This window comes from Pseudolabrys sp. FHR47, assembly GCF_005153485.1.
In the GTDB taxonomy this organism is placed as follows: Bacteria; Pseudomonadota; Alphaproteobacteria; order Rhizobiales; family Xanthobacteraceae; genus Pseudolabrys.
Window position 1 is genome coordinate 4,343,999 of record NZ_CP039740.1, and the last position, 13,698, is coordinate 4,357,696.

General features: G+C 64.1%; 12 protein-coding genes and 1 tRNA gene. 6 read left to right on the forward strand and 7 right to left on the reverse strand.

Annotated elements, in window-relative coordinates; all coding sequences use genetic code 11:
• Positions 1-274: 274 nt before the first annotated feature.
• A complete protein-coding gene (locus E8Q40_RS21020) occupies positions 275-1,786 on the reverse strand; it encodes an MFS transporter (RefSeq protein ID WP_137046362.1) in 1,512 nt (503 codons plus the stop codon).
• Positions 1,787-1,953: 167 nt separating this feature from the next.
• On the opposite strand from E8Q40_RS21020, the gene E8Q40_RS21025 reads away from it, so the two are divergent.
• Positions 1,954-2,811: a LysR family transcriptional regulator gene (locus E8Q40_RS21025; RefSeq protein ID WP_168197927.1), complete on the forward strand. Its 858-nt coding sequence runs from the start codon at positions 1,954-1,956 to the stop codon at positions 2,809-2,811.
• 21 nt (positions 2,812-2,832) lie between these two features.
• On the opposite strand, the gene E8Q40_RS21030 is transcribed toward E8Q40_RS21025, so the two are convergent.
• Positions 2,833-3,405 (reverse strand): DUF4865 family protein, encoded by a 573-nt coding sequence (locus E8Q40_RS21030; RefSeq protein WP_137046364.1) that lies wholly within the window; start codon positions 3,403-3,405, stop codon positions 2,833-2,835.
• 363 nt (positions 3,406-3,768) lie between these two features.
• Positions 3,769-3,858, reverse strand: a tRNA-Ser gene (locus E8Q40_RS21035).
• Between the two features lie 261 nt (positions 3,859-4,119).
• Between E8Q40_RS21035 and E8Q40_RS21040 the strand changes: the two genes are divergently transcribed.
• The 5 genes from E8Q40_RS21040 to mobA all read left to right on the forward strand — a co-directional run bounded on the left by E8Q40_RS21040 (position 4,120) and on the right by mobA (position 8,250).
• Positions 4,120-4,812, forward strand: coding sequence for an ABC transporter permease (locus tag E8Q40_RS21040; protein WP_137046365.1), 693 nt, complete (start codon positions 4,120-4,122; stop codon positions 4,810-4,812).
• Positions 4,813-4,814: 2 nt separating this feature from the next.
• Positions 4,815-5,537, forward strand: a complete 723-nt coding sequence (locus E8Q40_RS21045) for an ATP-binding cassette domain-containing protein (RefSeq protein WP_137046366.1) — start codon at positions 4,815-4,817, stop codon at positions 5,535-5,537.
• Positions 5,538-5,569: 32 nt separating this feature from the next.
• Complete coding sequence (locus E8Q40_RS21050; protein ID WP_137046367.1) at positions 5,570-6,403, forward strand: extracellular solute-binding protein; 834 nt, start codon at positions 5,570-5,572, stop codon at positions 6,401-6,403.
• Positions 6,404-6,481: 78 nt separating this feature from the next.
• Positions 6,482-7,372 (forward strand): formate dehydrogenase accessory sulfurtransferase FdhD, encoded by an 891-nt coding sequence (locus tag E8Q40_RS21055; RefSeq protein WP_137046368.1) that lies wholly within the window; start codon positions 6,482-6,484, stop codon positions 7,370-7,372.
• 245 nt (positions 7,373-7,617) lie between these two features.
• Positions 7,618-8,250 (forward strand): molybdenum cofactor guanylyltransferase MobA, encoded by a 633-nt coding sequence (mobA, locus tag E8Q40_RS21060; RefSeq protein WP_137046369.1) that lies wholly within the window; start codon positions 7,618-7,620, stop codon positions 8,248-8,250.
• On the opposite strand, the gene glp is transcribed toward mobA, so the two are convergent.
• The 4 genes from glp to E8Q40_RS21080 all read right to left on the reverse strand — a co-directional run bounded on the left by glp (position 8,247) and on the right by E8Q40_RS21080 (position 13,647).
• Entirely contained in the window at positions 8,247-9,536 is a 1,290-nt protein-coding gene (gene glp / locus E8Q40_RS21065; RefSeq protein WP_137046370.1) for a gephyrin-like molybdotransferase Glp, read from the reverse strand. The two genes, mobA and glp, sit on opposite strands and share 4 nt — an antisense overlap.
• A gap of 36 nt (positions 9,537-9,572) precedes the next feature.
• Complete coding sequence (gene mobB, locus E8Q40_RS21070; protein ID WP_137046371.1) at positions 9,573-10,361, reverse strand: molybdopterin-guanine dinucleotide biosynthesis protein B; 789 nt, start codon at positions 10,359-10,361, stop codon at positions 9,573-9,575.
• Between the two features lie 179 nt (positions 10,362-10,540).
• The gene (locus tag E8Q40_RS21075; protein ID WP_137046372.1) at positions 10,541-12,526 is read right to left on the reverse strand and encodes a molybdopterin biosynthesis protein; all 1,986 of its coding nucleotides are present in this window, start codon (positions 12,524-12,526) and stop codon (positions 10,541-10,543) included.
• Entirely contained in the window at positions 12,523-13,647 is a 1,125-nt protein-coding gene (locus tag E8Q40_RS21080) for a molybdopterin-binding protein (protein WP_137046373.1), read from the reverse strand. Before E8Q40_RS21080 ends, E8Q40_RS21075 begins: the two co-directional genes overlap by 4 nt.
• Positions 13,648-13,698: the final 51 nt, after the last annotated feature.

The window sequence follows — 13,698 nt, forward strand, 5'->3', positions numbered from 1 at the left end:
AGATCGAGAGTCGGCGCTTAGCCGACCGCGGCCGCGCCGGACGCGGTGCGAGAATATCCTCCACCTGATCACAATTCGACGATGCGCTGCGGAAATTTATGCGCGCCGCAGCGCGCTTGTGCGCCTTCAATCACTCGGCCACCTCTCCAAACTCGCATCACTCCAAGGCGCACGCACCTTCCGTCAAGTGGCGCACGCTCTGTTCGCGCGCCGTTTCGACCGACGTGAGCAAATTTGCACGACGCGGAGCTCTGCATTGCCGGACTCCGTCCATTCATTGATTTTTGATCGGCCGAAGTTCCTGAGAGTGGAAGATAAGGAAGCTGACGCCAGCGAGCCCCAAGACACCAACCCCTCCATAGAGCATCATCCACCCAAAGCCTTGGACAAGCGCTTGGTGGATGAGCGACTCGGATAGCTCTGGACCGGACACCGTGTTTCCGGCGGCGATCCTCTCGGCAAGAGAGCGCAGATATGTGGCATCCAGCGTTTCTGGCAATGCGCTCCTGAGGTGCGCCAGCACGCCACTGACCAAGATGAACCCCATTATCGCGATGTTGACCGCCAATGAGACCATCCGGGCGCTCATGTCGATGCCAGACGCCATTCCGGCGCGCTCGCTTGGCACTGAACCTGTGGTGGTATTGGTGACAGGCGTGTTGGTCAGTCCCAGCCCAACGCCAGCGAGGATACAGCCTGGCAGCATCGTCAGCCAACTTGCCTGGGCAGCGGCGCTGCCAAACTTCATCAGAATGAAGCCCACGCCGATCGTGAGCAGGCCGGCAGGAATGACAATACCAGGCCGGTATCTTAACGAAAGCCGCTCCGCCACCGGCGGCACGACGAGCGTCGGGAGTGTATAGGCGAGCAACGCGAGGCCCGCCGAAACGCTGTCATAACCGAGGCCCGCCTGAAACCAGATCGGCAAGTAGATCATGAAAGGCCAGAAGCTGATATTCATCGCGGCCGAGCCGACGAGCGCGCCGGAAAAGGTGCGGATGCGGAATACGGAAAAATCGAACATCGGTCGTGGGCTAACCTTCTCCGCAATGAGGAAGGCGATGAAACTGATGACCGAAACGCCAATGACTCCCAAGGCTGCCAGGCTAACGAAACCGAGATCCGGCCCCTGTGTGATGAAGAACGCGAGACAAAAGACCGACAACGACAGCGCAATGATGCCCGCAATGTCGAGGCTGCTTGCCTGCGAGTCCTTCGATTCCTGAACGCCGCTTTGGGCGAGGATAAGTGCCACGACAGCAAACAAGGCGTGAACGAGGAACACCCACCTCCAACTCGAAACCACGACGATCGCGCCGCCGATGATTGGGCCGAAGCCAAGGCCAATACCGAAGATGATTCCCCACCAGCCGAAGGCGATAGCGCGATGCCGTCCTTCCTGGAATTGATGGGAGAGGACGGCGATCTGACAGATCAGCATCGCGCCGCCGCTCATGCCCTGGAGAAATCGGGCAACGATCAAGACCGAGACGTCTTCAGTCACGCCGCAAATCAGCGAGGTCACGCCAAATGCAGCGATCGAAGTCATGAAGATGCACTTACGCCCATAGCGGTCGGCCAGCGTACCGGTCGCCATCAGAACGGTCGTCACTGCGATCGTGTAGGCGTTCATGATCCATTGGAGTTGCTTGAAATCAGCGTGCAGCACCTCCTCCAACGTCGGCAGGATTGCGGGGATGCTGGAAATCTCCAGACCGAACATGAGAGATGAGAGGCAAGCGGCGGCCAATGCGACCGTGCTTCGGCGTGTCAGTGCAGGGGGCATGGTTTGGCCTTCCGACATTGTCGTTGGCAACGGCGAAATCCGGAGGCGACAAGAAGGAAGGACAGCCCGGCCCGCGCGTTGCTGCGTGAAAGCAACATAGTCGGACCTTGACCATTTCAGAACTGGATGATTGACTATACCTAAGACAACAAATTTGGATAAATGAGATGGCCATACTGGACGTGGATGCCGTCCAGGCGTTCGTGGCGATTGCCAATCACCAGAGCTTCACACGCGCGGCCGAGGCGCTTGGCACCACGCAGGGCGCGATCAGCGTGAAGTTGAAGAGGCTGGAAGATCGGCTCGGCCAGAAGCTGATCGAGCGGACGCCTCGCTTAGTGCGCCTGTCGGCGCAGGGCGCTGTGTTCCTGGAATCCGCGCGCGACTTCCTGGCTGCACATGACCGCGCCATCGCGGGTTTATCCTCCACACGTCGACGATTTGCGCTCGGTATTGCCACCCATGTCGCCGGTTCGGAGCTTCCAACACTGCTGGCGCGGCTGAACGCGCACGACCCAGCGCTCACCATCGAGGTTCGGCTCGACAATTCGCGCAATCTGCTCGACGCTTTCGAGCGTGGCGAAATCGATGCCGCGATCGTCCGCCGGGAGGACGACCGGCGCGACGGAGAGGTGCTTGCGCCGGAACACTTCGGCTGGTTTGCAACTCCGGGCTTCGTGCATCGAACGGGCGAGCCGCTGCGTTTGGCTGCTTTGTCACCATCCTGCGGAGTCCGTGACGTCGCCACCCGCGCGCTCGACGCCGCGGGGATAGCCTGGACGGAAGTTTTCCTTGGCGGCGGCTCCTCCGTCGTTGCGGATGCCGTTTCGGCCGGGTTAGCCACTGCCGTATTCTCTTGCCGGCTCGCGCCAGCTGGCACGATCGAGGTTAGTCAGCGGTTCGGACTGCCTTCGCTTCCCTCATCCGAAATTGTTCTTCTGTCGACACTCTCGGATGCCAAATCCCGCGAAGCGCTGAGAACCCTCGCGACCGCTTTTCGCGAACACCGTCCACCCTCGGCGTAAATACCGCTTGTTGATAGCTCATCACTCGCTGCTGTCGGGCAGCGTGTCCAACAACGGTCGTGCCAAATGAAGGATTTGATAGCCCGTGCCAGCGTCAGCCTGTTCGCGATCCGATAGCACGACGCGCGTGATTTGCCAGTTCAGGACGTCGACGCCGACGGCAGCTGCAACAGTTCCCGCACGCACGGCTGTTTCCTTATTGCGTTCAATCTCGCTCGCAAATGCGGTTCCCAAGTCCGTATCAACCGCGATCTGAGTCTCTTGCCGATAGGCAAAGCGGGCCTCCCCTCCGGGTCCCTTACGCGCATCGAACGCAAAGCGTGTCTCGATAGCTGCGCGCCCGAACAGATCGACGACAATTTTGTATCCTCCCTTCACGAGAAAGCTGCGAAAGGCATCGTCCTGTCGCCATAGATAGAGCGATGAATAGCTATTCGTATTCGCTCCGAATTTCCCACTCTCGCGAAGGAGGAAGCCCTTGAAGTAGAGTTCCGGCACGGCATCCCAAAGTGGACCGCGCTCCCTTGCCCGTGCCCGGATCAACCCGATGTCGTAGTCGGCCGGCAGGCGATGCCCGTAGTGAGCGATGATCATTCTCGCAGGTCCCGTCTGTGATCGAATTCATTCAGCCGACGTCAGAATACCCGCGGGACTTTCAGCGAAGAATGGCGCGACATTGTATTTCTGTGATTGCGGTTTGAGATAAATGACCGCTGGAAACGCCCGTTTTTAAACTATGCGGGCGCTCAGGCTGGATAATTCGCGAAGATGCTGGTCCGTCCAAAGGAGCGAAGTCGCCCTGGAATTGGCATCCTGGTTCAATATTGAAGTGGCGGAGAGAGGGATTCGAACCCATAGGCCCGGCTAAGCTGGGCCGTCTCTAGCGCGAAGCAGCGCGCGAAAGATCGAGGGTTCGATATCCCTCTATTTAACAATGCTTCGGGATATCCGGCAGGCTGGCGGAGAGAGAGGGATTCGAACCCTCGATACGGTTTCCCGTATACACGCTTTCCAAGCGTGCGCCTTCAGCCACTCGGCCACCTCTCCGGACCCGCCTCACCTAACGTTGCGAACGGCATTCGTAAAGTCGCGCCGGCAGATTCCGCTGGTTTTCCTTAGCTTTGGGAAACAGAGGGCTGGGCCGCCCTGAGCCCGCGAAACGAAGCCATTGCTTAAGACTATCCCCGTGACTTGGCAAGTTTCGATCTAATGTTTCTATCAATCCATCGGGAGGACCCGGTTTTGTTTCCGGGCGCAGGGCCCTAAGGGTCAAGGCGACACGTTCGCAAAACAACCGGGAGCGGCGCCGTGAGCGGCGACACCTCAGCCCTGACCCTGATCCTGTCCGGCGATCCCGGTCTCTATCGCATCATCGCTCTGTCGCTCGTCGTCAGCCTCAGCGCCGCGTTCTGCGCCGCCGTCATCGGCATCCCGCTCGGCGCGCTGATCGCGCTCACCCGCTTTCGCGGCCGTGACGGCGTCATTGTCGTGCTCAACGCCCTGATGGGCCTGCCGCCGGTCGTCGTCGGCCTCGCCGTTTATCTCGCTTTGTCGCGCTCCGGGCCGCTCGGCAGCTTGGGCATCCTGTTCACGCCGCAGGCGATGATTATCGCGCAAACTGTGCTGGTGACTCCGATCATCGCCGCCCTCTCCCGCCAGACGGTCGAGGACCTGTGGCTCGAGTACCGTGAAGAACTAGCGGCCATGGACATCGGCCCGGCGGCGCGCATCGCGACGCTGGTGTGGGATGCGCGATTCTCTCTGATGACCGCCCTGCTGGCCGGCTTCGGCCGCGCCGCCGCCGAAGTCGGCGCCATCATCGTCGTCGGCGGTAATATCGACGGCTTCACCCGCACCATGACCACCGCCATCGCGCTCGAAACCTCGAAGGGCGACCTGCCGCTCGCGGTCGGACTTGGCATTGTCCTGATGGCCATCGTCATTGTCATCAACGCACTCGCCTGGGCCGCCCGGCGCGCCGGCGAACGCTACGCGGGATGACCATGCGCGCGCCCGACGCAGACCTCCCCATCGTTCTGTCCGGCATCACTGTCAAAGCCGGGGCCGTGACGATTCTCGATGGCGTCACGCAGACGATCACGACGGGGTCGCCGACGATGCTGATCGGCCCCAACGGCGCCGGCAAGACCACCTTGCTGCGCGTCCTCATGGGCCTCGTCCGGCCGAATACGGGCAGCGTGACCTGGGGAAACCGCAGCGACCTCTCACAGGTGCGCCGTGCCATCGTGTTCCAGCGGCCGGTAATGCTGCGCCGCTCCGCCACCGCCAACATCGCTTATGCATTGGGCGCGGCGGGCGTGCCGCGTGCGCGGCATGAGGAACGTATCGCCGAGCTGATGACGCTGGTCGGCCTCGACGGACTCGCGGCGCGGCCGGCGCGAAAACTGTCCGGCGGCGAACAGCAGCGCCTCGCTCTCGCGCGCGCTCTGGCGCGCGATCCTTCGGTGCTGCTGCTCGACGAGCCGACCGCCAGCCTCGATCCGGCGGCGACCAAATCCATCGAAGATATCGTGCGCACCGTGGCGCAGCGCGGCGTCAAGGTCGTCATGTCGACGCACGATCTCGGCCAGGCGCGGCGCCTCGGCGGCGATGTCATGCTGATGCATCGCGGCCGTATCGTCGAACATGGCCCCGCCGCCGAATTCTTTATGCAACCGAACACCGAACAAGCCCGGCAATTCATCGCCGGCGAGTTGCTGGTGTGAAAAACGACAACAAAAGACAATTGGAGGATCACATGTCCAACGTTCGTAACGCAACCGCTGCCGTTTTCGCCGTCGCGCTTTTCGCCACGCAGCCGGGCTTCGCGCAAGACAAGTCGATCGTGGTCGCCTCCACCACCTCGACGCAGGATTCCGGCCTGTTCGAATATCTGTTGCCGAAGTTCAAAGAGAAGTCCGGCATCACCGTGAAGGTCGTTGCGCAAGGCACGGGCCAGGCGCTCGACACCGGCAAGCGCTGTGACGCCGACGTCGTCTTCGTTCACGCCAAGGCGCAAGAGGAGAAGTTCGTCGCCGACGGGGCCGGCGTGAAACGCTTCCCGGTCATGTACAACGATTTCGTCATTGTCGGACCGAAGAGCGATCCGGCCGGCATCAAGGGCACCAAGGACGTCGCCAAGGCACTGGTCACCATCAAGGACAAGGGAGCGGCGTTCTTTTCGCGCGGCGACCGCTCCGGAACGCATTCGGCCGAACTGGCGCTATGGAAGGCCTCAGGTGTCGATATCGAGAAGGATAATGGCACTTGGTACAAGTCGCTCGGCCAAGGCATGGGTGCGACGCTCAACACCACCGCCGCCGGCAATGGCTACACCCTGACCGACCGTGCCACCTGGATCCATTTCAAGAACAAGCAGGATCTCGCCATCGCAGTGGAGGGCGACAAGTGGCTGTTCAACCAATACGGCGTGATGCTGGTGAACCCGGCGAAATGTCCGAGCGTCAAGAAAGACCTCGGCCAGGCCTTCATCAATTATCTCATCTCACCGCAGGGCCAGAAGGACATCGCCGGCTACAAAATCGACGGCCAGAGCCTGTTTTTCCCGAACGCGGAAGACGTGGGCGCGTAAACGGCGGGCACGAAAGGCGGGAGTTCCGGCGACGGATCGCGCCTTTCATCCCGCGCCTTCAATGACTAGATTGCGACCATGAGCCCAAAGCCGGACAGCGCCGACTCCTACCTCATCCGCCCCGATCCCAACGATCCGCGGCTGACCGAGCGCGTCACCGGCATCGACCAGACCGGTGCCCGCATCGAGACTTCGGTGACGGTGGAGCGGCCGCTGACGATCTTTCTCAACAGCCAGGAGATCGTCACGGCGATGACGATCAACGACTATCCGGAGTATCTGGCGATCGGCTACCTGCTCAATCAGCATATGCTTCTGCCGGACGATGTCGTCACCGGCGTCGATTACGACGAGGAACTGTCGCTCGTCGTCGTGCGCACCAAACGCAAGACGAACTACGAGAAGAAGCTGAAGAAGAAGGTACAGACTTCAGGCTGCGCCCAGGGCACCGTGTTCGGCGACCTGATGGAGGCGCTGGAGGATGTCTCGCTGCCGGCAACGCCGCTGCGCACGTCATGGCTCTATGCGCTGACCCACAAGATCAACACCACGCCGTCGCTTTATCTCGAAGCCGGCGCCATTCACGGCTGCGTGCTGGCCCACGAAGACAAGCCGCTGGTCTATATGGAAGACGTCGGCCGCCACAACGCGGTCGACAAGATCGCCGGCTGGATGTTCAAGGAAAAGGTCGCAGCGCACGACAAGATATTCTACACCACCGGCCGCCTCACCTCGGAGATGGTGCTCAAAACTGTGCGCATGGGCATTCCAATTCTGATCTCGCGCTCGGGCTTCACCGCCTGGGGCGTCGAGTTGGCGCGCAAAGCCAATCTGACGCTGATTGGCCGCGCTCGCGGCCAGCGCTTCGTCGCGCTGGCGGGCGAAGAACGCATCGTGTTCGACCAGGATTTGAGCAAAGTACCGGATGAAGGCACCAAGCATCGCCGCAAGGCGGCGCTGGAGGATTGAGTCGAGGCAGAGCGGCATACACACCTTCCCCTCTCCCCTTGGGGGAGAGGGTGTCCGAGCGGAGGCGAAGCCGAGCGAGGACGGGAGAGGGGTAGCCACCTCCGCATAATCCATGAACCCCTCTCCCGGCTCGCCATAGCGCGTCGAAGACGCGCGTAAACGCGCTTATGGCTCGCCACCCTCTCCCCCAAGGGGAGAGGGGAAGAAGACTCGCCGACAACCCGCGCCTCCATTACATACACCGCATGACTTTTTCCCACCCTCCCACCTTCGGCCTCGTTCTCGCCGGCGGCCTCGCGCGCCGTATGGGCGGCGGCGACAAGGCGCATATCAAGATCGGCGGCTCGACCATTCTCGACCGCGTACTCGCGACTTTGTCGGGGCAATGCGCCGGCGTCGTCATCAATGCTAATGGCGATCCGGCGCGCTTTGCCGACACCGGCTGCGAAGTCATCCCTGACAGCGTGCCTGACCACCCCGGTCCGCTTGCCGGCATTCTCGCCGGGCTGGACTGGCTGGCGGCGCAGGACCGCGGCATCGAATGGCTCCTGAGCGTGCCGGGCGACTGCCCGTTCCTGCCCGACGATCTCGTCGAACGCCTGCATGGCGCGCGGCGCAAGCTGGGCGCGGGTGTACCGCTCGCCTGCGCCAAGTCTGGCGACTGGCGTCATCCAGTGGTCGGCCTGTGGCCGCTGGCGCTGCGCGAGGATCTGCGCAAGGCGCTGGTGAAGGAGAACTTGCGCAAGATCGAGGTGTGGACCGCGCGGCACGGCATCGCCATTGCTGAATGGCCGACCGAGCCGGTCGATCCATTCTTCAACGTCAATACGCCGGATGATGCCGAACGCGCCAACGCGCTCGCGGAGCGTTTTGGCTAGCCCATCAGCGCCGCGAAGGAGAGAAAGCCGACGCGATCGCCGGGTGCGATCGAGGTCAAATCCTCGGGAAACTCCAGCAGCCCGTCGGTCTCGGTGAGCGACGTCAGAATGCCGGCGCCATCCTGCGGGTGCTTCACCGCCTCGATCTCGCCGTCAGCGGCGCGCCGCAGGGCCACGCGCACATATTCGCGGCGGTCCTTCTTCTTTTTATAAGCAAAGGCAGACCGCACCGGCAATGGCAGCAGTACCTGCGGCCGCGCCCCGGACAGCCGCAGCAGCAGCGGCTTCACCACGCGCACGAAAGTGACGAACACCGCCACCGGATTGCCGGGCAATCCGCAGAAGGCGGCGCCGGCATTGGCAGCGTAATCCTTGCGCGGCGCGGCGCGGATTACGCCCATCGCCACCGGCCGCCCCGGCTTGATGGCAATGCGCCAGAACACCAGGCTGCCGATCTTCTCCACCGCGGCGCGCACGTAATCGGCATCGCCGGTCGAAACACCGCCTGAGGTGATAATGAGATCGTGCCATGCCGCCGCCTTGGCGAGCGCGCGTGACAGTTCGGCGGGATCGTCGCGCAGAATGCCGAGATCGGTCACCACGGCGCCGAGCTGTTCGAGCAGCGCGCTGATGAGATAGCGATTGGAATCGAAGATCGCCGCGCCGCCGCGCGCCGCCCCCGGCTCGACGACTTCGTCGCCGGTCGAGAAGATCGCGACCTTGAGCCGCCGCCGCACTTCGACATCGACGATACCGAGCGCCGCCAGCAGGGCGATATGCTGCGCTTCGAGCACTGTGCCCGCCGGCAGCACGATGCGCCCGGCCGCGACATCCTCGCCCGCCAGCCGCCGGTTGGCGCCGAGCGCCAGGCCTTTCGGCACCGTGACCTTGTCGCCGTCAACGGCGACATCTTCCTGCATGTAAACCGTGTCGGCGCCGGCCGGCATCGCCGCACCGGTGAAGATGCGGATCGCCTGTTTCGACCCCAGCGTCAGATCGGCGCGCGCACCGGCGGTGAGACGGCCGCTGACCGCAAGCGTCGTGTCGCCGTTTGCATCGAGATCGGCGTGACGCACCGCATAGCCATCGACGGCCGAGTTATCGAAGGGCGGCAGATCGACCGGCGCCTTGATATCGTTCGCGGTGACGCGGCCGCGAGCGCTGCGGAGCGCCACGCGCTCGGTTTCGGACACCGGAGCGATGCGCTCGGCGATCAGCCGCTCCATCTCCGGCAGCGGCAAAAGCGCGCCGGAGAATGCGAAGCAGTCGTCGGTCAGTTGCGCCATGAGTTCTCCCGCATGCGCAAGCGGCGTGATGCCGGATTAGCCGGCCATCGCGCGTTCGACTTCGCCGACCGTGACGGCGTGCTTGAGCAACAGGTCGGCGATCGCTTCAACGTCGTTGAGATCGACGACCGGCAGCTTGACCTGCGGCAAGGCGATATCCGACGCGATAGCGGCGATGTAAGAATCGTTCGGATACAACAACGGCTTTTCGTTGGCGGCGCGATGAACCTCGATCTTGGGGAAGGCGTCGCGCTTGAAGCCTTCGACCAGCACCAGATCGACCGGCGACAGCTTGGCCACCAGGTCGAGCATGTCCCACTCTTCTTCCTCGCGCAGCTCGTGCAGCATCGCCCAGCGGTTCGCCGAGGCGATGATCACCTCGGTCGCGCCGGCCTTGCGGTGCATAAAGCTGTCCTTGCCCGGCTGGTCGAGATCGAAACCGTGATGCGCGTGCTTGAGCGTCGAGACGCTGATGCCCCGCGTCTTCAGCACCGGAATGAGCTTGGTAATGAGCGTGGTCTTGCCCGAATTGCTCCAGCCGGCGAGACCGACGATGCGCATCTTCGACTTGAAACGCGCGCCGATGATGGCGTGCTCGCGGTCGCGCGCGAAATCCATGTCATCGGAGCCATCGTCCGTCGCGGCATAGAGATCGGGCCGCAGGATGGAGCGATCGACGCCGGTCGCGGTCTCCACCGCGACAACCCGGCTGGCCGGAACACGCGACCAGTTCGACACCGACGGCTGCGAAATGCCGATACGACGCGCCAGTTCCGTAACGCCACCGGCGGCGCGAATGGCCTGCAGAAGTCCGCGTTCCGACATTTTGCGAATTGCGCTCGGGCGCCCGTTCCTGGCGTCGGGCGATCCGACGTCGCTGCGATTATCCGTGAATATACAAAAGTACCGTGCGGCTTGCCGGAGGGTCAATAGTGCGGGACGACGGGCACAGCTTTTATGACTACCCTGCGACTGCGGCCTTTCCCATTGCGAGACATGACCGCTTACGCGGCCGGCTCCATGCCGATGGCGCGAATACGGGCCCGGGTCGTCTCATCACGCAGTGCAGCGAGAAACGCCTGGACCGCCGGGCGCGCCTTGCGGCTTTCGACGACCAGGAAGTCGTAATGTTCCGGTGCGACCGGGACGAAGCCGAGACCGTACATTTTCGCCACCGGCTCGATGGCAACGCCCCAGTCGGCGCGGCCCTGGGCGATCGCCGCCGCGACGGCGTTGTGCGACTTCGGCTGGTTGGCGTAGCCCGGCGGCTTGGCCCCGCCGAGCAACCGGTCGATCAGGACCCGCGTGCCGGCGCCAGCATTGCGGTTGACCATCAGGATGCCGGCGTCGACCAGCGCCGCCTTGATCGCCTCGGCTGCGCTCCTGCCGTCGAAGCGCTTGTCGCCTGCGCGATAGACGATGCCCTGCATGCGTTTCCAGCCGGGCACCAGTGACAAGTCCGGCGTGACCAGGTGTTTGTTGTAGTCGCCGCTGCGTGGATCGATCAGATGCACCGGCGCGATATCACATTGGCCGCGGGTCGCCGCCGCGACGCCGCCAAGGCTGCCGACCGCCAGCGTGCGCGCCGAGAAGCCGCGCTCGGCCAGCGCGCCGACCACAACATCGAGCGCGACGTCATGGCTGCCCATGATGGTCACGTCGGGCGCGGCCGCGCCGGCGCCGATCAGCGTCACGCGCACGTGCGTATCGGCATCGAGCGCGCCCGCCAGCGCATCGATCTCGATGAAGCCGTCGGCTTGCGAAAAACTGGTCACCGCGCCCGAGCCCTTGCCCGTCGGGAACGCCACCGGCCCGTCGTCGCCTTCGACCAGCGACACCAGCACGAACTCCTTGCGGCCGAGTTCGGACGCAATGCGCACCGGCACGCGCGCCTCGATGGTTTGCGCCGCTTCCGGCGGCAGGCCGGCCAGCGCGCGGATCACCGGCGCGACGAAGGCGTGAAAGGTGAAGATCGCCGAGGTCGGGAAACCCGGCAGCACGGCGAAAGGAGTTGTGCCGACCACGCCGAGACACAAAGGCTTGCCCGGCTTGAGCGCGACGCCGTGCACGAGGATGCCCGGCGCACCGAGCCCGGCCACCACGGCATGCGACAGATCGCCCGCGCCTTTCGACGTGCCGGCCGACAGCACCACCATGTCGCACGAGGCGAGCGCTTCACGCACCGCCTTGTCGAGCGCCGCCTTGTCGTCGGGGACGGCACCAAACGGCACCGCTTCGCCGCCGGCCTCGACCACCGCCGCGGCAATGATGGCGCCATTGGAGTCGTAGATGCCCGCCGGCTTGAGCGATTCGCCCGGCGGCACCAGTTCGTCGCCGGTGGAGATCACCGCAACGCGCGGCCGGCGCACGACGTCGACATGCGCGAGTCCGCTCGCGGCCAGCATGCCGATCTCGCGCGAACCGATGCGCACGCCCTTGCGCAGCAATGTCTCGCCACGCGCGATGTCGGAGCCGGCATAGGAGATGAACTGTCCCGGCGTCGCAGCGCGGCGCAGTTCGATGCGCGGCGCGCCCTCGGCTATCAATTCGGTCTGTTCGATCATGACGACCGCATCGGCGCCGCGCGGCACCACGCCGCCGGTCGCGATCGTCGTTCCCGTGCCGGGCATCACCTCGATCGTCGGGCTGTCGCCGCAGGCGATCACTTCGGCATTCAACGTCAGGATCTTCGGCGCCATATCGCTGGCGCCGATAGTGTCGGCTGCGCGCAGCGCAAAGCCATCGACATTGGCGCGGTCGAATGGCGGTGCGTCGGTCGCGGCGACGACATCATGCGCCAGAATGCGGTTCAGCGCCTCGGCCAGCGTGACGCGCTCGGAGTCGAGCGGCTTGAGTTCGATGTGCTTCTCGAAGCGCGCACGCGCTTCTTCGGCGGAGACAACTTCGAGAAACTGCTCCTGCCGCGCCGCCGCGCGCACGCGCCTGATCAAATCGCTGTCGTCCTGCCTGCGGCTTCCGATATCGCTCATGGCCACGGCCTCACCTGAACCGCGGAGCCCTCCGCATAGCCTTCGCTTTCCGCCGGCACCATGACCCAGCCGTCCGAGCGCGTCAGTGCCGACAGCGGCAAATATTTCGACGCCAGCGGCTCAACCGTATCCTGCACACGGCGCACCGGCACGATTTCGACGAGGCCGACGGTGGACGATATCTTGCGCGACAAGGTGAGTATTCTGTACGGCTGGCGCTCGCCGCCCGGCACTCCGGCGAGGCGATCCTGAATGCGACGCCCAACCGCGAGCCAAACGCTCAGGGCCGCGTCGAGCCGTCCCGGCAACAGCAACAACGGCCGCGGGCCGGCGAAACCGAGCGCGGCGGTTTCGCCAGGCGCAATCGCCATGCCATGCACCGCGAGTTCGCAATCGCGCGCCATCGTATGAACGCTCGTGTCGTTGCGGCCCGAACCGGTGCCGCCGATGACGACAATGGCGTCGGCCGATTCGGATGCGAGCACGGTGCCGAGATCGCGGGCGGGATCGTCGAGTTTGGCAGCGCCGCCGCGACGCTCGATATCGCTCGCCAGCAGCCGCGCCGCGGCGCCGACGATGGTGGTGCCGCGCAGCGGCAGCACGCGGATGCGCGGCTCACGCACCGCGATGCGCGACAGACCGACGGCGGTGAATGCGGCAAGATCGGTCATGCGCAGACGCTCGCCGGCGCGGCGCAACGGAATATCCGGGTCGTTGTCGCCGCCGGCCGGCAACACGCCATCGCCCGGATTGATGGTGGCGAGCGCTTCGGCAAATCCGTTCGTGATCTTCACTGCGTCGAGAGACGCGACGCTGTCCGCGTCCGGCGGCAGAACCTGCCCTGTCTCGATGCGTTGCGGGGGGTGGATCAGTGGCATCGGCGCGTAAGGCCCGGCGCCGAGCGTGGCATCGGCGGCGAGCGCCCAGCCGTCGACGAGCGCGAGCGAGGACGACGGCCGCGCCGCGCCCATGGCATCGACCGCGAGTGCGCGACCGGCCGCGGCGGCGACGTCGAGGGTGCGCGGGGTCACCGGCTTGACGCGGAGATCGACCATTGCCGTGACCTCGGACAATGGCGTCAGCTTCGAAATTGTCTGGAGGGTCTCCGAAGCGGCCGCCATATTTCCCTGGTCGTTCCCGTGTGCGATGAAAAAGTCAGTCTAGCGCAGCAG